The 22,234-nt window shown below is 54.7% G+C and carries 15 protein-coding genes and 4 pseudogenes; 8 read left to right on the top strand and 11 right to left on the bottom strand.

Going from position 1 to position 22,234, the window contains the following annotated elements; translation table 11 throughout:
- Positions 1–224 precede the first annotated feature (224 nt).
- The 9 genes and pseudogenes from Fuma_RS00410 to Fuma_RS00360 all read right to left on the bottom strand — a co-directional run bounded on the left by Fuma_RS00410 (position 225) and on the right by Fuma_RS00360 (position 10,361).
- Positions 225–1,517, bottom strand: coding sequence for a PhoH family protein (locus tag Fuma_RS00410; RefSeq protein ID WP_229360807.1), 1,293 nt, complete (start codon positions 1,515–1,517; stop codon positions 225–227).
- Positions 1,518–1,764: 247 nt separating this feature from the next.
- A complete protein-coding gene (locus tag Fuma_RS00405; RefSeq protein WP_077022387.1) occupies positions 1,765–3,225 on the bottom strand; it encodes an IS66 family transposase in 1,461 nt (486 codons plus the stop codon).
- A 1,417-nt stretch (positions 3,226–4,642) separates the two neighbouring features.
- Positions 4,643–5,902, bottom strand: coding sequence for a deiodinase family protein (locus Fuma_RS34725; protein WP_145943857.1), 1,260 nt, complete (start codon positions 5,900–5,902; stop codon positions 4,643–4,645).
- 91 nt (positions 5,903–5,993) lie between these two features.
- On the bottom strand, positions 5,994–6,413 hold the full coding sequence (locus tag Fuma_RS00385; protein ID WP_077022384.1) for a hypothetical protein: 420 nt from the start codon (positions 6,411–6,413) through the stop codon (positions 5,994–5,996).
- 4 nt (positions 6,414–6,417) lie between these two features.
- A complete protein-coding gene (locus Fuma_RS00380) occupies positions 6,418–7,392 on the bottom strand; it encodes a DUF1559 domain-containing protein (protein ID WP_083731699.1) in 975 nt (324 codons plus the stop codon).
- Between the two features lie 362 nt (positions 7,393–7,754).
- Entirely contained in the window at positions 7,755–7,910 is a 156-nt protein-coding gene (locus tag Fuma_RS35105) for a hypothetical protein (RefSeq protein WP_158520815.1), read from the bottom strand.
- Between the two features lie 476 nt (positions 7,911–8,386).
- A pseudogene (locus Fuma_RS36090) lies at positions 8,387–9,208 on the bottom strand (DUF899 domain-containing protein).
- Between the two features lie 307 nt (positions 9,209–9,515).
- Positions 9,516–9,980 carry an SRPBCC family protein gene (locus Fuma_RS00365; protein WP_077022382.1) on the bottom strand — a complete coding sequence of 155 codons (465 nt, stop codon included), beginning with the start codon at positions 9,978–9,980 and terminating at the stop codon, positions 9,516–9,518.
- Positions 9,981–10,013: 33 nt separating this feature from the next.
- Entirely contained in the window at positions 10,014–10,361 is a 348-nt protein-coding gene (locus Fuma_RS00360) for an ArsR/SmtB family transcription factor (RefSeq protein ID WP_077022381.1), read from the bottom strand.
- A gap of 632 nt (positions 10,362–10,993) precedes the next feature.
- Between Fuma_RS00360 and Fuma_RS00355 the strand changes: the two genes are divergently transcribed.
- Positions 10,994–11,617 carry a DJ-1/PfpI family protein gene (locus Fuma_RS00355; protein ID WP_218922357.1) on the top strand — a complete coding sequence of 208 codons (624 nt, stop codon included), beginning with the start codon at positions 10,994–10,996 and terminating at the stop codon, positions 11,615–11,617.
- A gap of 118 nt (positions 11,618–11,735) precedes the next feature.
- Here Fuma_RS00355 and pdxR read toward each other — a convergent pair whose 3' ends face one another.
- Positions 11,736–13,220 (bottom strand): MocR-like pyridoxine biosynthesis transcription factor PdxR, encoded by a 1,485-nt coding sequence (gene pdxR / locus Fuma_RS00350; RefSeq protein ID WP_077022380.1) that lies wholly within the window; start codon positions 13,218–13,220, stop codon positions 11,736–11,738.
- 111 nt (positions 13,221–13,331) lie between these two features.
- Between pdxR and Fuma_RS00345 the strand changes: the two genes are divergently transcribed.
- From Fuma_RS00345 to Fuma_RS36590, 3 genes and pseudogenes are all read left to right on the top strand, one after another.
- Entirely contained in the window at positions 13,332–13,808 is a 477-nt protein-coding gene (locus tag Fuma_RS00345; protein WP_077028011.1) for a carboxymuconolactone decarboxylase family protein, read from the top strand.
- Between the two features lie 168 nt (positions 13,809–13,976).
- Positions 13,977–14,501, top strand: coding sequence for a cupin domain-containing protein (locus tag Fuma_RS00340; RefSeq protein WP_077022379.1), 525 nt, complete (start codon positions 13,977–13,979; stop codon positions 14,499–14,501).
- A 123-nt stretch (positions 14,502–14,624) separates the two neighbouring features.
- A pseudogene (locus Fuma_RS36590) lies at positions 14,625–14,874 on the top strand (LLM class flavin-dependent oxidoreductase); the annotation flags it as partial.
- Positions 14,875–15,215: 341 nt separating this feature from the next.
- Here Fuma_RS36590 and Fuma_RS00330 read toward each other — a convergent pair.
- Positions 15,216–15,860, bottom strand: coding sequence for a TetR/AcrR family transcriptional regulator (locus tag Fuma_RS00330; RefSeq protein ID WP_077022378.1), 645 nt, complete (start codon positions 15,858–15,860; stop codon positions 15,216–15,218).
- Between the two features lie 400 nt (positions 15,861–16,260).
- On the opposite strand from Fuma_RS00330, the gene Fuma_RS35810 reads away from it, so the two are divergent.
- From Fuma_RS35810 to Fuma_RS00315, 4 genes and pseudogenes are all read left to right on the top strand, one after another.
- Positions 16,261–16,827 carry an HlyD family secretion protein gene (locus Fuma_RS35810; protein WP_218922356.1) on the top strand — a complete coding sequence of 189 codons (567 nt, stop codon included), beginning with the start codon at positions 16,261–16,263 and terminating at the stop codon, positions 16,825–16,827.
- 14 nt (positions 16,828–16,841) lie between these two features.
- Positions 16,842–17,837 (top strand): efflux RND transporter periplasmic adaptor subunit, encoded by a 996-nt coding sequence (locus Fuma_RS35805; RefSeq protein ID WP_218922355.1) that lies wholly within the window; start codon positions 16,842–16,844, stop codon positions 17,835–17,837.
- Positions 17,834–21,216, top strand: a pseudogene (locus tag Fuma_RS00320) (efflux RND transporter permease subunit). Before Fuma_RS35805 ends, Fuma_RS00320 begins: the two are co-directional and overlap by 4 nt.
- A pseudogene (locus Fuma_RS00315) lies at positions 21,216–22,162 on the top strand (SDR family oxidoreductase). The pseudogenes Fuma_RS00320 and Fuma_RS00315 overlap by 1 nt, the downstream one beginning before the upstream one ends.
- Positions 22,163–22,234: the final 72 nt, after the last annotated feature.

Below are 22,234 nucleotides of genomic sequence, written 5' to 3'. Positions count from 1 at the left end.
AATGTTCTCACTTTGGATTTAAACAGGTGAGCGGCTTCGTCGCGACTCACGTTTGGCGTTCTTAACACGAAGTTAACACTCCAGCAGAATCGGGAATAATTGGGCAGATTTTGAGCATTTCTGGCTATTTTCTTTGGCCGTCTCAATGCCGATTTTCCCTCAATCCCGGAAATATCGACCGGAATCGCCAGGTGCACCGCAGCCGCTGACTGAATCGCCAGCCGTCAGAGCAGGTTGCTGGCGACTTCTGAAAGCTCTGATCGCACGCCTTTTTCGAGCGTTACGTGAGCGTAAAGCTGCTGTCCCCGCATCCGGTTAATCACGTAGGTCAAGCCGTTCGATGCGGAATCAAGATACGGATGATCAATCTGCTGCAGATCGCCGGTGAGAACGATTTTCGTTCCTTCACCGGCCCGCGTAATAATGGTCTTCACTTCGTGAGGTGTCAGGTTTTGAGCTTCGTCAACAATGAAGTAAGTTTGCTGAAGACTGCGGCCCCTGATGTAGGCCAGCGGTGTGATTTGCAGTCGCTCGTCTTCCAGCATTTGAGCCACGAGCGCTTGCGAACCTGGGTTTCCGTGCTTCAGGACAGAAAGATTGTCGAACAACGGCTGCATGTACGGTTCGATTTTGGCATGCGCGTCTCCGGGCAGGAATCCAAGATCACGATTGCTAAGCGGAACGATAGGGCGGGCCAGAAGTACCTGGCGATATTCCGACTCGCACGCCAGCCCTGCTGCTAATGACAACAGCGTCTTGCCGGAGCCTGCCTTGCCCGACAATGTAACCAACCGGATCTGTGAATCAGTCAGTGCATTGATGGCAAATGACTGCTCGGCATTGCGGGGACGAATACCGAAGCACTGCGAAGCCTCCACTCGGCGAAATCGTTCTTCAACCGCGTCGTAGGTTGCCAAAACGGAACGAGAACCGTTTCGCAGAATAAAATTTTCATTGCCAAGCGGCGTTTCAATCGATTTCAGATCATGTCGAGCGACACCCGCTTCGCAGTCGTAAATCGCGGCGATTGTTTCGGATGAAACGTCGTCAACGAAACGCCGCCCAGTGTAGAGATCGTCAAGGTGGCGGATCTTGTCGTTGTTGTAGTCCTGCGCCACAAGCCCGAATGCCTTGGACTTCAATCGCAGATTGGTATCTTTGGTCACAAGCGTTACGTCCGTAGCCGATTCCAGTGACGCCACTGCGAGTGCTGTCTTGAGGATTCGGTGATCGACAGTATCGCCCAGCAAGACTTCATCAGCCTGGCGAAACGGGAGGCTCATCAAAACGCGAATTCGGCCAAGCCCCTCACCCAAAGACGCGCCTTCGTCGGACATCACGTCGCATGCCAGTTCGTCCAGCGATCGCAGGAACTTTCTCGCCTGAAAATGAAGATCGTTGTCGCCCTTTTTGAATCGATCCAGCTCTTCCAGGACCGTAATGGGCAGTGCAATATCGTGTTCCTGAAACTTAAAAATACATTGCGCGTCGTGCAGGATGACATTCGTGTCCAGCACGAATAACTTTCGGGCCAACGGTGAAGTGATTTCGTCAGCTACGTCCGGCGCGACCGTTGAAGATTCGTGTGTTGTTGAAGTGAGCTTCCTTGCTGACGGGATCATATGGACTCCGTGTTTGACCTGTTACGTGGCGAAAATGCAGACTTCACATCAGTCGTTTGTTGACGCCGGGAAGGCAGAGTGTGGATTGTAGAATTAAAGTAGCTGTCCATTTCCGCGTGGTGCGCAGCGTGAGGTGTGGTGTTCAGTTGGCGGGGACGAGTTTGGACAGTCGCGACTGACCGGGCGGCGCGGAGGTCAGGCCGACTTCAAGTTTCAGTCGATCAAACAGACTGAATCCATCCTGCTGCCACGTCATGACCTCGGCCACCACGGAACTGAGCGTTGGTGTTTTCAGATGGAGATTCAGCGATTCCAGGACGCTTGTAAGAATGCTGCGGCGACGGGCTCCCTTCGATGTTTTGCTCGTTCGACCTGTGCGACGGTCCATGGCCGCGCCGCGAAGACTGCGTTCCGCTTCGTTGTTCGTTGCTGGCGCGGCCGGGCTTGTCACAAAACAAAACAACTCCTCTTCCGTCATCAGCCGAATCAGTTCTGAGACCAGGTTGTCAAAATCCTTGCCGAAGTCGGCCGCCCGAACATCGGAATCCTCGGCGCAGTAACGCACCAGCAGAGCCGCCAGCGTGTTATCAAGTTCATCGACCTTCGCCGCACGACCGGCATCGCCAAGACGACCATCGGCGGCGTGGCGTTTGGCCGCGTAGAAAATTTCCAGCAGGCCGTCGAGCAGTCGCTGGTACTCTTCGTTGTCCGGCTTCAGCAGCGTCAGACGGATGGCCTTCCGCAGCAGGTGAGCCCAGCATTTCTGTGCGTGACTGAAACCTCGGTACACGGCCGCATCGTCCGAAACAAGCACGCCTCCAAACAATTCTTTCGACAGGATCTGAGCCAGTGTGTCGCCGTCTTTGCGGCATCCGAAGATCAGCACGCGCGCCTTCTCCGACAAAAAAGCCCACACGCTGTTGATACTCCAACTGGTTTCGTCTGCATGCACAATCGCACTGAACGCCATCAGGTCACACAGAGATTCGAATTCCTGTTCCCAACGCCGTGCCAGTTGATTCAACAGAGCGTCCGCCTGGGATTTGCCGAGCGGCAGATTCCAGAAGAATTCAATCAATGCACACGTCTTGTCGATCGACAGTCCCGTGATGGTCACAATGCGAGCCAGCGCGATATGAACTTCAATGCCGAATTCGGACCGCGGCCACACGCCCGGAATTTCGGATTTCTCGCCGTTGGGGCCGTGATAGATTTCATAGACGACCTGCACGGCTTGGCCGTTGATCACTCTCCAGACGAAACGTTCCCGAACGAAACGGCACTCTGCGACGTTGTAACCTTCCGGCAGAATGAGTTCGCGTCGTTCGGCGTTGTCCGCTTTCTGCTCGGTTGTGCGACGACCGCGACGCGCCGAGGATTGTTTTTTGCGACCTTTTCGGCGGCCCGTTTCAGCGCGGCGTCTCTCTTCCGCCGTCACCGAAAACGCCTCGTCGAGTCGCTCTGTGGGGTTCTTACCTTCGAGCTCTTCAATCCGATCACGCAGCCGCCGGTTCTCGTCCCGCAGCTCCGCAACCTCACGCTGCAGGCTAAGCACAAGCTGCTTCACTTCCACAGCGATGATCTGACTGACATCCGTGTCCATCCACCTGTCGTATCAAAATCTAACCGACAGAAAAAGACCAGTCTCCAAGCTGAAATGGACAGCTACGAATTAAACCATGGACCAGTCCAAACTTTGATGACTGGCACTTCAGAAAACCCGTTTTGGCCGCTCCGCTTCTTCTGCCCAAAACAGACCCTGCATTGCTGCCCATTAAGTCAGCCGTGACTGTGGTTCTATCTGTCATCAGCGTTGATTCTGCAGGCCAGTTCGTGACATTTAGGATGTAGTCAGAGGCGTGAGGCATACGAGGAAATCCTGGTGAAAGGGTTTACCTGCCACTCCATCGGCTATCTTAAGAGCGCCAAATTCGGCACCAATCGCCTCATGCTGGTTCAAAGTCTCCAAAGCAAGCGTTAAGAAATCGTAAAATTTGTGCGTAGTTTTGCAGAATGCCGGGCCGTTGCCTCAGCATTCCGCGCTCCCCGCCACAGCAAATTTCGCTGCCTCTTGGCCGCAGAACAAGCGTTTCGGACTACGAAGCCCGTTTTCCACCAGCCCGAACCGCCCAACAAGCCCCGTTGAGCTTGCCCGATACCACAGTTTCACTTCACGGTCTTGTTCTGGCGATCGGCCACACGATGCGAATCGGCAGTCTGCGAACATCACCAACGTGGTGTGTCGATACCATGCACGCCAATTTCAATCTTCGTGTGCGTCGAGTCCGGTTACCTGCTCGGACTCTGCGATACGTTCCTCGATCGGCCATCGGCATTCCCGCAATACTGACCAAAGTTTGCAGTGGAATCGGGCGATCGTCGACCTCCCCCCACGAAGAATGCCGTCGGCAAGTGTGCCGTTTTGTCGATCATTTCCGCGTCCAAAGACTGCCTAACGAGGGTGTGTCATGTGCGTCCGCATCCGCTAACGAGCTGCGCGCATCTCAAGTTTCACGCCCGAAAAACGACCCTGGTGTCTGTCGCACGTTCGCCGCTCCGCGAGCGACAGGCACTCATGCAGTAGTCGCCGTAAGTGCTGTTGCTGCATTGATTAGTTCGTCCGGCATCGTACGGAGCCCAGGAGTAAAAAGTTCTATTGCCGTCCTGCCGCCCCGACTTGAATTCAAAACAGCTCGTCGCGTTCATTCGCGGCGAGCTGTTTCTTTTTAAATTGCAACGGTTTGCGCCGTTTTCCTCGCGGTTTAAACGATTCCCGTCGTCACTTTCAAGGCTCAGTCGGTGGCAATTTGCGATTCACACGCGCCATTGGTGTCTCCATTCACCGATGCGACTTGCGATTGGACAGAAGCTGTTAAAGCCGTTCACGCATTCCGCATAGTCGACTGACATAGGCAAGCCGCCTCAGTGGAAGTAGTCGTACAGCAATGCTGCCCACGAACAAGTCTGTCTCGCTGAAACAAAAAAACTGCCACTGACAGACTTGGCTTTGTCCCTTGTCGTCATCGCGTTTCGCTTCCCATTTGCAGCATCATCAGAGCCTGCTCCATTTCTTCCGGCTTGAAACCGAAGGGGCCACGGCCGCTTTTATATGCCACTTTCCCCTGTTGATCGATAATGTAAAGCCGAGCGGGCATACCGCTGTAGGCGTTACCGACGGAATCGTCGATGTCGTCCACAAGCAACGGCATGGATGTCCTCAGGGTGGCGGCACAGGTTTGCGCAACCGCGACTCGCTCGTCTAACGTCTTTGGCTGACTGATCTCAACACCGACACGGACGTTAGATTTCATTGCCCAGCCGTCGGAAGGATGTGCCTCGCGAACATAAACCATCAGGAAATTTGCCATATCCGCGTGTCGTTGTTTCACCGCCTCAATAGTCGGGTACATCGAACGAAATGGGCCGCAGGTGAAATTCCCAAACACTAATACGATCGGTTTGTCGCCGATCAGCGACGATAGGCGAATGCGGCCTGTACCGTCCTGACGTTGCAATTCGAAGTCTGGCGCAGCTGCATTCAGATCCGGGCCTTCCTGGAGTGAACCAATTTCACCAGCCATCAGCCCGCGAATCAGCATGTCCTTCCTGGGAGCATCACCGGGCGAAAACGAGCTTGACGGTTTGCCGAGCCATGCATCGCGCAACTGTTCCGTTCTAATTGATTCGGCATCGTTGGCGATGTGTGTGAAGTAGCTGTTCCATTCCTGTTGAGTCATCAGGCCGTCGCCCGAAGACTCAATTTTTCTAAAGATGCGGTTGATCATGTATGACTGTTTAACCCATGCATTGTCGGACGCCCAGTCGAGGTCATCTTCGGAAATGAGACCGTTGCCGTCGCGGTCAAGAATGGCAAAGCAATCTTTGGGTCCCTTGAAAGCTTTCTTTGGAATCGGCTTCTGCGCGGACGAACCGTGCAGATCGGCCAACCATTGCCATGTAAAACGGTTGTCTGCCGGACCGAACCACCCATTGCTGTCACTCATTCGACCGCCCGCAGCAATCACCAGGTACATCCGCACGGCTTCCGGCATTGATTGACCTTTGTAAGCTTCCTTGATTTGCTCAGGTGTGTAATTCAACAGATCCGGTCCTGGTGTCGGTACTCCTGTCACGGTTGACGCTTCTGATTCACCAGAGACGGCCGCTACAAAATCGACGGCAGAAGTCTTTGAATCAGATGTCTGAGCGAACAGTGAACTACTCAAGCAGCCTAGTACCAACGCGGTGCCGCAAATGAATCGAGAGAGTAATGAAGTCATGGAGTGATCCTGATATTCGATTTGAGTTGAGTTTTTAAATGCACACTGCAGAAAAGCTGTAAGAATGAACAACTAAAAACAATCAGCGTGATCAGTGAAACATGTCTCGAAACACAGTCAGCGCCGGATCGGTTCCCACCAGATACCACACGTTTTTTTGCGATACGTTGCCAGCCTTGTTTTTCAATTCCAGATGAACTTCGATCGAAAGATTGGCCCCGACCGATTTTCCATCATTCACTAATTCATAAGCTGTCAGCTGTGTTCCTGCGGACCAATCAAGATCCTGGACCACGATGGTCGGGTTGTGTTCTCGCAACATCGACGGTTCAGTTCCCGCCTTCCATGCATCGAGTGCTGTTTCCAGCGTTTGCCGAGCCACGTCCGATCGAACAGGGTACGGGTTTGCTCCGTCAGAACAGCCGACCGAAAAGACAGCCAGAACAGTGACGTGTAATAGCTGTCGAACGGAATAACCTCGGGCCGTTAAAAAGGCCCGGTGTTGTGTCATCCGATTAGTATTCACCAATCACCTCGCCTTCCGAACGTGTCCCTACGGCCCGCCACGTCACGCGGTCGATGTTCTCGCTGACGAATCGAACAGAACCGTCACATAATGCAACATTGACACCACCGAAGTGGCGACTACTCGGCGGCATGTTCGCTCGTCCAATCGTGAAGAACCCACACGAGCGGGCGTTGGGAACATCGGTATGTAGATATGTGTGTTGACCGTCAATCCAGGGAGCTCCCATGAACAGTGGAAACTGATTGGCCAGATCGTCGATATCAACCGCAGCACACATCTGAACGGCTTCATCGGCATCGGCTGGTGCAGCGGGACTGAAGAACACGTCTGACACTGGCGACACCGTGCCGTTGTTGCCGTCCGCCAGAAGTCGCTCACTGAATGCGGCCGTGTTGGATGAGCCGTCGGTAATGTCGCGAAAACGGATACAACTGCCGTAGTACATGACGCCCGAAGCCGCAGGAAGCCCGGTGTTCGGGCCTTTCGGTTCCGTCCAGACAATGCCTGCCCCTTTATTGGCCATGTAATTTAAAGCGCCACCAGAAGCACCAAGCGGATTGGCTGAGTCGCTGTTGCAACGCAACATCGGCAACTCCCGCATCCGAGCTTCGTCGTTGTCCGGGTGATTGGCTGGCAGCGAAAAATCGATCTCTGCGTAGATGTTTCCCTGTTCAAGAAATGGTAGCAGCTGACTGATTGCCGAATGCTTCTTGGAATTTCCGGAATGCCCAAAGGGCAAACAAAAGTGAACATCGTGATAGTTGTGTATCGCAAGTCCAAGTTGCTTCAGATTGTTCTTGCACTGTGTTCTCCGAGCCGCTTCACGAGCCTGTTGCACGGCGGGCAGCAGCAGCGCAATTAAGATCGCGATGATCGCAATGACCACCAATAATTCGATTAGTGTAAAACCACGAGATCGCGGCCGCATAAACTGCGGCAGTCGTGATGTTGGATAAGACATAGGGATTTTTCCTACTGCAAGAAGAGTACAGAAGAACGAATAGAATGAATTGATAGCTCAATTTGCGCGCATGGCTTGGCGCACAGTGAACTTAGAGGCGCAAATGCAGCGGGTGAGTTCGTGTCAGAGATTCAGCACTGAGCGCAATACTCACTGGTGCCGGAATTCAGGACATCGGTCGCTGGACGGACACATTGTGAAATGCACACCGAACACGCATCAGTCAGCAACTGAGCCGGAATAGAATTCAGGCAGCCTACCAGGCCACACTCTAGCCTGCCGCACAGGACGCACGCGCGACGCAAAAAGGCTGTAACGCTCGTCACAACCAATTTCGCGATCCAACATGTGCGCAGTGGTTCTCAGCAAACGGACGTCGACGCTCTTGGCGGACGAAAGATGGTCACCGCGCGAACGTCGGCAACTGCTTCAGATTCTGCAGCAACGCTACTGATCGGTCTCTGCCCTGCACTTACAAACTGCAGCAGCAACGCATCCTGATCGAATGAACGAGACATAGTGGGTGAATCGGGAGTCACCGGCGACCGCCCTTTAGAACAGTTTGGGCTGTGACATGGCCGAGAAGGAGGTTGTGATTCTGCCTGATGGTCAACCTCATTCAGCCTCGCATCTGAATGCCCCGAGACAGGAACGCCGTTGCGGAAGAGATAGTCACCACACGATGCATGTGCGTTACTGTTTCCCAAAAATGTGACGGCTCCCATCACCAGGACGCAAGCGTACAATCGCGTCCCGCCAAGCGACCGCGTCCATAGGGTATGGTTATCGTGAAACTGAGTCATAAGTCGAAACGCCGACTGAATCAAACTCCAACAGCCATTCAGGTTTACGATCAAGCAGTCTGAATCGCAAGATTGAACTGACGAATTTCCACGGATTTCCTTCAGTTTGCGTAATGCGGACCTACTTGGGTTGCCCCCGAGGTTAGGTCCAGTTGTTATGAGAGTCGTGGGCTGACATTGGTATTGAATAATCATCCAAACAAATTGTGCTGCGCCCCGTCCGCACTCGATGGAGAGTTGTCGTATTCGTCATGACGTCGCCACCAAAAGGCTGATTCGTTGCGTCCCCTGGGTGCTCGGTCGAGCCATTGGTACTGGGACCAAAGAACATCCAGTCCGCGGGCAAAGGTTGAGTAGGTGTGGTAGATCACGCCGTCTTCGAGTTCGAACGCGCTCACTCCGGGACGTTCACGCGTGTAGGTCGCGACGTCGGTTCCCGTCATTGCCGCGTTGATACCGACCGGTGAACCGTCCATTCGGCTGGCGATGCCTTCGTCGGTTCGCTTGAGCCAAACGGGTTCGTCGCGATAGTTATAAATCAGCCCGGTTTCAAATTGCTGTTCCTCCGAAAAACCAACACCGAAATCCCGGTTGAAATCACTGCCTGCCGACGAGACTTACGGAAAGCTCCAGCCCATGCGTTTTCTGTAGTCTTGAAGCTTGGTTTGGGGAGCACTCGATACAGCACATAAAGTCACATCATGATTTGCCAAATGCACGTGCAGCCCGTCAAAAGAGTCGGCGATTGCCGAACACGAAACGCAACCGGCTTCATAGTCGGGGCCAAACATGAAGTGATAGACTAAAAGCTGACTTCGGCCCTGGAACAATTCCGCCAGGGATGCCTTACCACTTTCCGCGTCGAATTCGTATGCCTTGTCGATGCGCACGCAAGGCAGCTTCCGGCGTTGCTCAGCGACTTCGTCACTACGACGTGTAAGTTCCTTCTCAGCTTCCACCAGGTCCTTTCGCGATTCAAGCCAGGATTCCCGGCTGACTATTTCACGTTGCATGGTTATTTCTCCAGTTCAGAAGATTGAACATTCACACGATTAAGATTTCGCAGATGCCGCAGTCGTGACAACGCAAGGACCGCCAATGCGGTGACACAGATTGCGATCAAGACCCAGCGCAGATACGTAGCCGTTGTGAGCCCGATTCCAAGTCCCGTCCACAGCGCGACGTACGCCGCAACGCAACCTGGGCATTTGGGAACGAACGCCAGAGCGACGCCTGGCAGAATCCACTGCGTCGCAACACCTGCTCTGCTGAGCAACGTTTTATTTCGCAGTGGTGTTTGATTACGACAACAGCAAGTCATCACGCCTGCTCCGCTTTCTCGACCGACAGCTTACAGATGCGTTCGATCCAGTATTCCCATCCGGCGGGAAGTCCATCAAAGTGTTCGGTTTCGAGCAGTCCTGCGGCTTGATGTCGAAAGGTCAGCCTGGTCGACAGTCCTTCAGCACTAAGGCGATACGAAAGGTGATTGATGGCCGCGTACGACATCATCAGCGGTCCGCAGATTTCAATCAAAGTCGGCGGTTTCATGACCTGGACGTGCCCCCACAAATGCCCGGCGTTCTCGCCAATTTCGCGATACCATCGTCCGCCCGGCCAGGCTTCCAATTTCATCGGAAAGCGTTTGCTTCCCGGCATTTCGCAATCCGTCCCCAACTGATCCATCACCGCTTCAAACGCGAACTCAATTGGTGCTTCGATCTCGACAACGCGGTCGATTGTAAAGGTTTCCAGTTTCCCGTCGGTGTTATTGCTCTTGATCATGAGATACCTCGTCAGTGTTGATATCGGTGTCAATCAATTATTCCTGCGAGCGGCCGCCGCTCGCTTCTCGGCGGTCGCTTTAATCCGCGAAAGCTGTCCGTCCCACATCGACTCGAAACTTTTGGCCCAATCGTAGACGGCTTTCAGCTTTTCAGCCTCCAGATTGTAGATTCGCTGCTGGCCCTGCCTGGCAACCGACACAACGCCAACTTCGCGCAATAGCCCCAAATGTTTGGAGACCGATGGCTGCGAAAGCTCAGTCAACTCAACCATGTCGCCAACCGGCATCGGCCCCTTTTTTGCCAATAGCGAAACAAGCTCTCGTCGCCGAGGCTCGGCAATCGCAGTGAAAACATCTGTCGTCGTCGGTCGTGGAGGCATGAATCTAATATATTCCCATTAAGGAATACATCAAGAGGAAAATCGTCCGGCTCACGATGAAAAATTCAAAGTCAATTTTCCAATCGAGGTCGCGACGCGGCGAATGGTGTGCCAGCGGTCGAAGAAGGCAGTGGAAAGGGCGACGAATCGCTCAGCATCCAATCGGATTAGCCGGCGCCAGAAACGCCACGCTGACGGTCCGGGCGAAAAGCGATCTTAAAAAACAAAAAAGCTCTTCCATGGATGGTCTCCCCGTCGGCGCCAACAATAGTTTGGGTGTCATGACGGAGCGTCTATCCTTGTGGGCGCCTCGTTTATGCATGGCGTGGTTCGCAGCAAACGACACAAGTCGCTCTTTATCGGCATGGACCATGCCTTCCGGCCAGCAAAGTGGTACCTTCGATTTTTAGTACTGTGGATCTGGAAAAGGTCCACTGGCCGCTGAGAATGGCGGGTATCGAACCGCAGCGGTGGATCGATATCCTGTCGTAACGCCCTGAAGGAAGACCACAATGAGAATTCTGCCAGCCTGGTTCATCGTATCCACCCTGTTCGGCAATATGTGGCACGTTCACGCGCAAGATTAGATAACAGCAACGGAGGAAACATGTACGATCAACGTGAAGGACAGTGTGAATCGATCTGAATTCGACGAGTCGCTGCCAACGATTGGCGTCCTGCTCTTCGACAATGTGTTGATGACGGAAGTCACCGCACCGATCGACGTATTCTCCAAACCAGCGAAGGACGGAAAGAATCCCTTCAACGTGGTTACTGTCGCCCGCGCATTGCAGCCAGTGCCCATGGAAAGCGGCCTGAGGGTACTTCCTGATTATTCGTTTGATGACTGCCCGAAACTGAACGTGTTGGTCGTGTCCAGTTGCTACGACATGGAATCGGTGGTGGCATCCAGGGAGATCGTTGCGTTTGTGAAATCCAAAGGCAATGCGTCAGACTTCACGATGAGCAACTGTGCGGGCGCGCATCTGATTAGAGCCTCCGGTGTGGCCGACGGACGAAAAATCGTGACCTACATCGGCGGCGGTGACCTGTTGCAGAAGACTTACCCCCAACTTGCCGTGCAGGACGACAATCAAGTCAGCTTTGTCCGCGACGGGAAAATGATTTCATCAAACGGAAATCTGGCCAGCTATATTTCAGCACTGGAATTGCTTGAAGAGTTGGCAGGTCCCGAACATCGCAGGTTTGTGGAATCGCAACTGTATCTTAAACGACTGAAAAAGCATGGACGCTAGAGCAATTTACGTTTTGTTGTGGACGGTTCTGACTCATGGGAACCGACCCACCTAAGACAAAAAACGATTTTCGCGGCCACAAGTCAACGTGCAACGCTGTCGTGTCGCTTAGCGGCTGTCAACGTTTCAGTGCTTTCGCCCAACGTCGAACGGTGCTCTGGATCATCTTTCGATCAAACGCAGCGAAGCCCAGAATCATTCCGCGAGCGTTGCCCGAGAGTGAATATATGTTGACGGGATGAAAATCGACTTTAGTCTGAATGGCGGCCGATACCAGTTTCGCTTCCGCCGTTTTCGTAACTCCCTGTGCGACCAGATGCATACCTGATTCAGGTTGCTCTACTTTGATCAAACCAGCCAGATGTTTTTGCAGTGATTCAAATAGCACGGACTGGCGTTCCGCGTACAGCGTTCGCATGCGGCGAATGTGGTTGATGAAGCTGCCGGTTTCGATGAAACGGTGTAATACCATTTGAACCAACGGTGGCGAACCGCGATCCTGCAGGAATCGTGCGTAGGCGAACGTTTTCGCCAGCGACGCTGGAACGATCAGAAAGCCCAACCGAATTGAAGGGAAGAGTAGTTTGCTGAAGGTCCCCATATAGATCGTTCGCCCTGACGAATCGAGGCTGCTGAGCGAAGCATGCGGACGTCCGGTGTATCGAAACTCACCGTTGTAGTCGTCTTCGATAATCCAGCTCTTATTTTTCTGTGCCATTGCGATCAGTTCCAATCGGCGATTGAGACTCATTGTCATCCCCATCGGCCATTGCCCGCCCGGCGTCACGCAAATCAGTTTCGGTTGTCGGCGTACGGAAGGAACCTGGCTCAGGTCGATGCCTTCGGCGTCCAACGGAATTGGAACCAGTCTGGATCCTGCGACCTCCAGCAATCGATTCGCCGGTGCGTTGCCTGGTTCTTCTACCCAGACCACATCGCCTCGTTCCAGCAACAGTTGTGCAACCATCGTGACGGCCTGTTGAGCCCCCGATGTGATGACCACCTGGTCGGCGCAGCAGGAAAGACCTCGTGAAACTGCCATGTACTGAGCAATCGCTTCACGCAACGGAAGGTAGCCCTGTGGGTCGCCCAACATCAGATGGCGGTTGGACCAACGCGATTGTTCGTTGCTGAACCGATTCCATAATTCCCACGGAAAATCGTCAACTGACGGTAAGTGAGGTGTGAACGCCTGCGGACGTTGCCTCGCAGAAGGTAGCAACATAGCGTCGGCTCGAAATTGTCGTCCTAAACTCGCAAGACATTCATCCGCGTCCACTCGCGAGGACTCCGGGTGTGCCGCCGAGTCGAACTCGAACGCTTGCGGTGGCATTTTGGCAACACGAGTCCCGCTGCCGTGAGCGGCCTCCAGATAGCCTTCCGAGATTAACTGTTCGTAGGCGGCCAGCACTGTGTTGCGAGACACGCCGATCGCCGCCGCGAGGTTGCGACTGGAAGGCACACGGTCCTCCGGAAGCAAAGTACGGCTGGAGATCGCCTGACGCAGCTGGTTTTCCAACTGGCGATAAACCGGTATCTTTGACTTCGAACTGAACTGAATCGATTCGAATTCAAACGTTTCTTTATTGCGTTGTTTCACCATGGTCAAAAGTGGCCCTTTATGTTTGTGCGAAAGTGGATCTTTGCTGGAGCCAGCTGTTCGCTAGAATTCTACCCGAATCAACCGTTTCATCGACTGCTTTGGAAAAGAAATATGCGAGCCGACTACTTTCAACTGGTCTCTGACGAGATCAAACAACTGTCTGCAATCGAGACAACAATGTTGTCGTACACGATCAGCCAGCATTTACTGGAACTGGTCAAGCTACGCGTGTCGCAGATTAACGGCTGTGCCTTTTGCGTCAGTCTGCATACGCAGCAACTTCGGCTGTTCGAGGAAACGAATCAACGCATCGATCTGGTGGGCGTCTGGGAGGAGGCACCTTGCTACTCTGAACGCGAGCGAACTGCCTTTCGATGGGCAGAGGCCCTGACCAGGCTTTCGGACGGTGCGGGTGTCAGCGATGATCTCTACGAATCGACCGTTCGCGAATTCGGAGACGCCGGAGTCAGCCAGCTAAGCATTGCTGTCGCCATGATCAACACCTGGAATCGGCTGGCTGTACCATTTCAAACCGACCACCGGTACATCGAATCTTTGTTGAAGAGGCCTGCCACAACAGCCCAATAGTCTGCTCAGACACGACTTCAGTGAAATGGCCCGATTCTATGGCGAATGCTTTCCCACCGATGTTCTTCGACTTCTGCTTCTGGCCTTCGGACAGGAAGCGATTGCCCCGCTCAGGTCAGGTGCTGCTGATGCGACAGTGCTGTCCAACGTGGCACATTCAACTTGCTGATGGTCAAAGTCCTTCGCACGCATCCACTAGCGGGCACTGTTGACGGCAAGGCAATGTTCGCCTCGCTGTTCGAAGTGACGTTCGCGCCCGGCGATTCATCGGCACCACACTATCACCCTGGCGAAGTCGTCGGCTATGTTGCCGAAGGGACGCTGGAGTTCAAAATCACCGGCAAACCTCTGAAAACGCTGAAAGCAGGTGGTACATTTTTCGAGCCTGCAATGATTCGCCACGAAGTGGCCCGCAATCCGGATGCGAAACAGAGGTGCCGTGTGATTTTCACGTTGGTTCACCCCAGAAACGTGAAACGGCTAACGATTCCTGCCGTAGAAATCGATGCGCAACAGGCAGTGCGTTCGGACAAACTGAACAGCGCGGCTGCCCGGATTTGGTTCCTGGCCTCTTTTCGCTGTTTGCAACGATCGTCAAATCCAGCGGCCTCAAGCCAATGCTTGATGAAAAGCAGTTCACGCTTGATGAAGGCAGACAGGCGCATACTCGGCTCGAAAACGGACAAGCAATGAGCAAAAGGGTTGTCGATAACCCGTAGCACAGGCTGCCAGCCTGTTGCCAAGTTTTTCTCCTGTATGTGTGCGTGTTTACGTGTGGGCAGGCAAGCTGCCTGCTTTACGTTCGGGAGATGCTGGGAGCCAAATCAGCCGGTGATGCAGTCGCCTATACGTGGATCTGACGGAAGCCGCTGACGCATCACCACAGCCAAGTCATCTCGGTTTCCAGCTCGGCGCGAATCATCTTCGTGACTACCTCAAGGAGCGGGAAGAGATCGGCGTGAATCACGTCGCGCTTAATCTGCGATTCAATCAAGCGGACATCGATACAACATTGAGGCCATTGGCCGACGAAGTACTGCCACACACTTTGATGACTAAAACGTAGTGCAGGCAGCTTGCCTGCAACCGGACAACCAACCTTCAGGCTGGCAACCTGATCTACGGAGAAAACAATGCAAACCGTTGTAATCACCGGCGTGACAGACGGCACTGGGATGGCGACAGATGCTGGTTTCGCCGTCGGCCCCGGTGAGGGCGAGAAACCGCAGGCTGCCCACGTATATGCCGGAAGTTGCGTTTGGCGAATCTTGCCGAGACACCGAAGAAGCTTGCCATGTGGGTGCTACCCAAAAACCCAGACCTCCGGCCCGAGTAGCCACGGGTTGTGCGATCAAGCCATGGCTTCCTGAATCGCCCCGTTTGTGTCAGGCCGAAAAGCGACAGGATTCACTCAACCGCATATCGGCTAAGAAACATCTCGACGGTGTGAGCGACGATTTGTTTTCGTTTGCGGCGTGAGGGGGGAGACTCGCCGTGGACGATGGTTGGCCAGAAGGCGAACGTCCGCAGCAGGCCGACGAATTGCATCGCTGCGAACTCTGCGTCGGCTTCGAGTAGACAGCCGGAAGCTTGGGCCTTTTTCATCCAGGTTGTCACTCGCCGGATGAAGAATCGCTGATCGACTTGCTGGCCGGCATCCGGTTCACCCAGCACGCGTGACAAGCCGGCTCGGGCAAGTGCCTGCACGTGTTCCGATGTGAAAAAGTCGATTTCGGAGTGTGCAAGCTCCGTCAACTGCTCGGCAAGATCACGCGATTCGTCGAACTCGCATTCCGGCAACTGCTCAACGCGAAATTTCAGCTCCTCAAGGATCTCGACAAACAGAGCTTCCTTGCTGTCGAAATGGTTGTACAGCGTTCGTTTGCTGACCGAAGCGGCCTCAGCGATGCCGTTCATGCTGGCAGCAAAATAGCCGTACTGCTGAAACGCCTCGACAGCCGCCTGCACGATCGACGCTCGTTTGCGATCGGTCAGGCGCCCATGGGGCTCTGGCTCAGAAGGTACACTTTGCGGTTTACTTTTTCCTGACATAATGTAAAGTATACCGTTCGGTTTACTTTCCTCAAGTAGCACAGGCTGCGCAGGGAAGATCACTTTCCGAAGCGGGACATTCCTGGTAACCCGACGCGTGAGCGAGGGACAACGCAAACGCCTCGCTAACGCGTCGGGTTACCAATAGTGACGACACCGCAATCTGAAAAGTGATCTTCCCTGGTGTGCCAGCCTGTACTGCGTCTTTGAGCAAGTTATGCGTATTCAGAATTTCAACTTCATCGTTTTGACAACTGCTTTTTTGTGTGGCCTTGGAACCACGGGGTGCACGAACGAGAACGAGGAATCCGTCTCGCCCGAGAAACCTCCTAAGCCGGTTGCGATTGCTGTGTTGCGGCAATCGTCTCCAACAAACGCGCAATTCGTAACCGGTTCCGTTGTGCCGTGGAAATCCGAGCAGATTGGATTTGAGGTCGCCGGCCGCGTCGCCGAAGTCATCGAGCCCAACGAATTTGTGACGCCGCAAATCGGTAGTGAGGCCGATGAACGGACACCGGGTGCGACCCCGCTGGCTCGCCTTGACGCCGAAGAATTGAAAATTGCCGTGGAGTCGGCTGAAGCCAGTGTCGAAGTTGCGAAACTGAACCGCGATGCCAATCTGGTGACAATTGAGCAGCAGTTGCCCGCCCAGATCGAATCTGCAAAGGCCGAGGCTGAACTTGCTGACATCGAGCTGTCGCGCGCGTTGAAGCTTTCCAAACAGAGTGCAATTTCACGTTCAGAACTCGACGCCGCTCGAACCAACGCCGCAACAATGAAATCGCGATTGGCCAGTTCCAATGCCGAATTGGCTCAGGCGAAAGCCCGCCAGCTTGCCCTTGAAGCTCAGATCCTGCAGGCCCGGCAGCAGCTTTCCGAAGCCCAGCGCAGCCTCCGAAACGCCGTGCTGTTTAGGCCGTTCCCGGTCAGGTCTCATAGATCCACGCGGTTCCCGGCACTTATGTGAAAGAAGGCGATCCGGTGGCGACCGTGCAGATGATGGATCCGATGACCATCGAATTTGAAGTCACGGCCCGCGATTCTCGCCGCTACCGTCGCGGTGACATGTTGCCGGTTCAGGTCACCGATGGCAGCGGAATGTCGCGACAACTTGGCGGCATGGTCTACCGAGTTGACGCGGTGGCCGACCCGGCGGCGCGAACGTTCACGGTGACGATGCACGTGCGAAACGAAATCGACGAATCCGCGTACGACTCGCCAGACACTGACAAACCGATCGCATGGACAGATCAGATCACACCGCTAAATATTGGCCCGATGATTACGGGTGACCGGCGACAACTTGTCGTGCGCGAAGCGGTTCATACGATCGCTGGCGAGACGTTTGTTTGGAAAGTGACCAATCGTCGCTGGGGCACTCCATCACCGCCGGGCGACCGTTTGCTTTTGGTGACCAAAGTCCCCGTACAAATCACCAGTGACGTGATCCCCTATCTCGGGCGATGGAAATTTGTCGCGATCGAGTTCACCGATCCGAACGTAACGATGGATCTCGAACATGATTTGATTACGGGCAAACTGCACTTCAAGCCGGAAGGTTCAACACCGGCCGGCGAACCAGCAAGTCAGCGCCTGGATCTGGAAAACTGGTCCGGCTGCCAGGTCGTGCTTGAAGAACAACGCTGGCTGTTGCGGTCCGGCGACGTTGCGAAGATTTCGCTGACTGCCGACGAACCGGCCGGTGGGTTCTTCGTTCCGATGAAGGCCGTTCGCGAAGAACAAGGTAATACCTTCATCCACGTCATTGATGACGCTGCGGGCCAAGCCACCGCACGGCGAGTCTTCGTCGACGTTGCCGAAGGCGAATCGGTCCTCGGTGAAACGGTCTTGCTGCGGATCACGTCGACTTCGCCAGAGGAATTGCGTGAGGGAATGCGGGTCATTGTCGAAGGCACGCACTACCTGAACGACGGCGACCGCGTTGTCGTTTCGACGCTTGTCGGAGGCCAGCCATGAGAAGCCTTCCCGATTTCGCAGTGCGTCGGCCGACAATCACGATCACTCTGGTGCTGTTACTGGTCGCCTGGGGCAGCGTCAGTTTCTTCACCATGCCGCGTCGCGAAGACCCTGAATTCACGCTCAAGATCGCCCTCGTGACCACTCGGTGGCAAGGTGCGTCGGCGGAGCAGATCGAAAATCTGGTCACCGATCCTCTGGAAGATGCGATCGACGGACTGGAAGAAGTTCGCTTGATTCGATCGACGTCCAGCAGCGAACAGTCGGTCATCTTCGTCGAGCTCGAAGACAACGTGCCGGGCGCTCGAGTCGACGACGCCTGGGATCGCGTGCGCGCCCGGATTCGCAATGTGCCGATGCCGGACGAAAGCATTTCGCCGTTTCTGTTCGACGAATTCGCTGACACCAGCGTCCTGCTCTATGCCGTCCACCAACAGCCGCTCGATGGGGACTCGACAGTTGGTCCGAAGCACGCCTACTCGCCGCGACAGCTCGATTTGTACTCAGAACGAATTCGTGATTCGCTGCGGCTGCTGCTGGCGTTTCGCAGGTCGGTCGGTTTGGAGTTCAGGAAGAAGCCATCTACATCGAGACCAATGAGGGGAACTGGTCAACGCTGGAGCGGACGACGGCTCAAATCGAATCCCTTGCCAAATCGCAAAATATTGTCGCTCAAGGCGGACGGATCGACGGCGAAGATGGTCGCTTTTTTGTGAAGCCCAGCGGTGATGTCGGCGCGGTGGAGGCTTTTGATTCGTTGGTCGTTGGTGTCGTGGCAACAGCGAACGAAGACGGGGACGCTGGCTTCAATCAAGTTCAACTCAAGAACATGGGCTTGAACGTTCGTCGTGGCTACGTCGACCCTGCTCAGCTCATTTGTCTCTACGGAACGCCCGAGTTCGAGACGCCCGCCATCACCCTTGCGGTGTCGATGAAATCAGGTGCAAACATCATCGACATTTGCGACCGTTCCAAAGAAAGTGTCGCCCAGTTGCAAAGCACGGGCGTGTTGCCGCCCGATCTGGCCGTGTCCATCATTTCCGATCAGTCGGATAGCGTGAAGCAGCGCATTCGCGAAGTTGGCGTGAACATCGTCCAGGCGATTCTGGTCGTGGTCGTTCTGGTGTATCTGGTCGTTGGCTTTCGCACGGCTGCCGTCATGGCGGCCAACATCCCGTTTGTTGTTGTTTCGTCGCTCGCGATCATCACGCTCTTTGATGTGCAACTGGAACAAATGTCGCTGGCGTCGATGATCATCTCGCTGGGACTGCTGGTCGACAATGCGGTTCAGGTCTGCGACCAAAGTCGTACGAACCAGATTGCCGGCATGAACCCACGCGAAGCGTCCGTTGCGGGTGCAAAGATGCTTGGTGTTTCGATGTTGAGCGGAACCGCGACGACGGTTGCCGCTTTCATTCCAATGTTGATCACGATGGACGGTGCCAATCGCGAGTTCATTTACAGCCTGCCGATCACGCTGTCGGTCATGCTGGCCGTCAGCTGGGTTCTGGCAATGACTTTCTGCGTCATCCTCGCCGCCTGGTTCATTCGACCGCCCCAAGACTTAAGTCGCCCCACCGCGCCGCTGCCGTGGTTGATGAGCAAACTGGGAACTGTGTGGCGCAGGCTTCGCCGAAAGAAAAACAAGCCAAAGAATGTAGAACAGTTGTCCCCAACTGTTCACGACCACTCAGTTGAGGCAACTGAGCCACAAGGTGGCTTCTACCGACTCTACGCCATCGCTGTCGGATGGGCTCTGCGTCATCGTTTTGTCACGATTTCCGCATCCATCGGCACGTTGCTGCTGGCGACTCAATTGCCGGTTTCAAGCGAGTTCTTTCCACTCACGCAGCGCGACCAATTTGCCGTTCAAATCTATTTACCCGAATCCGCTTCGATCGAACAAACCAACAAGGTTGCTCGCAAGGTCGAAGAGATGATCCGCGCGCTGAGCCCGCATGTCGATGACGAAGGAAACCCGCACCAACGTTTGCTCAACATGCGAACCCTCGTCGGCGGAGGCGGGTCGCGCTGGTATCTCGCATGGGAACCGGAAACCCTGAAACCGAACTACGCTGAAATTCTGATTCACACGACCAAGGGAGAGTTCACTCACGACTTCGCCGAACAACTTCGCGTTGTGGCGAGGCAAGGTGACGAATCGCTGGGGCTGTCGCCGATCGCCGGCGCACGAGTCGTTCCCGTTGAACTGGCGCTCGGCCCGCCCGCTGATCCGGTCGTTCTGCGCGTCATGGGTAACGGGCTCGCCGACGCGGACGGACTTAGGAGCATCGCGAATCGCGTCAAGTCGATTGTAGACGCCGAGCCTGACACCTGGGACGTCAACGATTCGTGGGGCGTGTCCGGCCAACAGTTGTTCGTCGATGTAGATTCAGATCGGGCGAGCCTTTCAGGAATTCGCAACGCGGAAGTTGCCTCAACGCTTGCCGCTTACTATTCCGGAAAACTGCTGACGACATATCGCGAGAGTGACCGCCAAATCCCGGTCTATTTTCGGTTGAATCCCGAAAGCCGTCGGTCACTCGGTGCGGTCGAGAACTCTCACATCGAAAGCCGTGTTGGCAAAGTTTCGCTCGCAGCCATCGCCAGCGTCAAACCACAATGGCGTTTGGAGACCATTGATCGGCGCGACGGGAATCAAACGATCGAAGTCCGATCACGGATCAACTACGGGGCGTCAGGCAACGACATCACGACGCGCGTCTTCAATTCCGAGCCAATGCAAGAGCTGAAAGCCGAATTGCCTGCCGGATTTCGCATCGAGATCGGGGGAGCTCTTGAAGAGTCGATGAAAGCTCAATGGAAAATGTTCCGGTCATTCGGCATGTCGTTCATCGCAATCATTCTGTTGTTGATTTTTCAGTTCAACAGTCTCGCCCGAACTTCGATCATCATGGTGACGCTGCCGCTCGCGCTCGTGGGCGCACTGTTCGGACTGTGGGTGACCGGCAACGCGTTCGGATTCATGCCGCAACTCGGCGTGCTGGCGCTGTTCGGAATCGTTTTGAATTCAGCCATTCTGTTTGTTGAATTCGCTGACATTGTCATGAAGGAACGAACATCCGGAACCGGTCAGCCCCTTTCGCGCGAGGCTTATCACGCTGCCATCGTCGACGCTGCACGGCAACGACTGATGCCGATCTTTCTGACAACCGCGACGACCGTTGGCGGACTCGTTCCTCTTGCACTTGGCGGTGGACCGCTTTGGCAAGGTCTGGCGTGGTTGCTGATCTTCGGCCTGACCTTCGCCACTCTGCTGACGTTGTTCGTCATCCCGGTCCTCTATTCCTTCATGTCGCCCACGTCGCGCCTTAGCGCTGCCGACGACTATACTCCGCAAATTCAGGAGTCCGCGTAGTGAGTACCAAAACAAAGTTCGGCCCCAAGGGCTGGACGCCGGAACGACTCGGCTCCCTGGCCGGCAAAACGTATCTCATCACCGGCGCCAACAACGGCGCGGGTTTTGAAGCAACGCGAGTGTTCCTGTCCAAAGGCGCAAGCGTTGTGATGTTGAACCGCAGCGGCGACAAGTCAGCTGTCGCCATCGCGAAGCTGAAGCAGGAATTCGGTAGCGATGCTGACGTGACATTCGTGCGGATGGACCTGGCGGTATTGGATTCCGTGCGAGAAGCCGCGGCGGACGTTTTGAAGTCGGTTCCCCGCATCGACGCTCTGATCTGCAACGCCGCCATCGCGCAGGTTGCCCAACAAGAGATCACTGTTGACGGCTTTGAAAGCCAGCTTGGCGTGAACCACTTCGGTCATTTCCTGCTTTGTGGACTGTTGTTCGATCGCGTCGAAGAGTCCGCGGGGCGGATCGTCGTTGTCGGCAGCAACGCCTACAAGATGGGGCTGAAGAGAATTCAGTTTGAAGACCTCAACTTTGACAACAACTACACCGCCTGGAATTCCTACGCCCAAAGCAAACTGGCGCAGATGATGTTCGCCTATGAATTGCAGCGCCGCGTTGAAGCTGCCGAAAAGAACGTCACCGTCCAGGTCTGCCACCCCGGCGCGTCACGAACCAACTTGCTAAAGGACACGGCAAGCACCTTCAACAAAATCGTCTGGTCCATACTCTCACGAGTGATCGCACAATCCGCCGAGAAGGGTTCCTGGCCCGAAGTCATGTGTGCAACGGAGGAAACCGTGGAAACTGAAAAGCTTTATGGTCCTACCAAAAGAGCCCAAACAGTCGGCCCATCGGCGAATGTCCATTGGATGACTGCGCCCTGGATGAAGAAGCGGCCGCAAAACTCTGGACGCTTTCCGAACAGAAGACGTCGCTAACCTGGTCGCCGTAGCCGCTCCGGGTCATCATTCCCTGGTCCAGTTTGTTGGCAAGTCAATAATTGCAAAAAGCGATTCGTCAGTTG

Source organism: Fuerstiella marisgermanici, from assembly GCF_001983935.1.
Classification (GTDB): Bacteria; Planctomycetota; Planctomycetia; order Planctomycetales; family Planctomycetaceae; genus Fuerstiella; species Fuerstiella marisgermanici.
The sequence above is the reverse complement of the archived record's forward strand: the minus strand, read 5'-3'. Positions and strand labels throughout refer to the sequence as shown.

Bases quoted from the DNA above. Each gene is read 5' to 3' on its own strand.
- Fuma_RS35105 (WP_158520815.1), bottom strand. From the start codon at position 7,910: ATGTCTCGTTCATTCGATCAGGATGCGTTGCTGCTGCAGTTTGTAAGT.
- Fuma_RS00345 (WP_077028011.1), top strand. From the start codon at position 13,332: ATGCGAGCCGACTACTTTCAACTGGTCTCTGACGAGATCAAACAACTG.
- Fuma_RS00360 (WP_077022381.1), bottom strand. From the start codon at position 10,361: ATGCCTCCACGACCGACGACGACAGATGTTTTCACTGCGATTGCCGAG.
- pdxR (WP_077022380.1), bottom strand. From the start codon at position 13,220: ATGGTGAAACAACGCAATAAAGAAACGTTTGAATTCGAATCGATTCAG.
- Fuma_RS00330 (WP_077022378.1), bottom strand. From the start codon at position 15,860: ATGTCAGGAAAAAGTAAACCGCAAAGTGTACCTTCTGAGCCAGAGCCC.
- Fuma_RS00340 (WP_077022379.1), top strand. From the start codon at position 13,977: ATGGTCAAAGTCCTTCGCACGCATCCACTAGCGGGCACTGTTGACGGC.
- Fuma_RS00380 (WP_083731699.1), bottom strand. From the start codon at position 7,392: ATGTCTTATCCAACATCACGACTGCCGCAGTTTATGCGGCCGCGATCT.
- Fuma_RS00365 (WP_077022382.1), bottom strand. From the start codon at position 9,980: ATGATCAAGAGCAATAACACCGACGGGAAACTGGAAACCTTTACAATC.
- Fuma_RS34725 (WP_145943857.1), bottom strand. From the start codon at position 5,902: ATGACTTCATTACTCTCTCGATTCATTTGCGGCACCGCGTTGGTACTA.
- Fuma_RS00385 (WP_077022384.1), bottom strand. From the start codon at position 6,413: ATGACACAACACCGGGCCTTTTTAACGGCCCGAGGTTATTCCGTTCGA.
- Fuma_RS00405 (WP_077022387.1), bottom strand. From the start codon at position 3,225: ATGGACACGGATGTCAGTCAGATCATCGCTGTGGAAGTGAAGCAGCTT.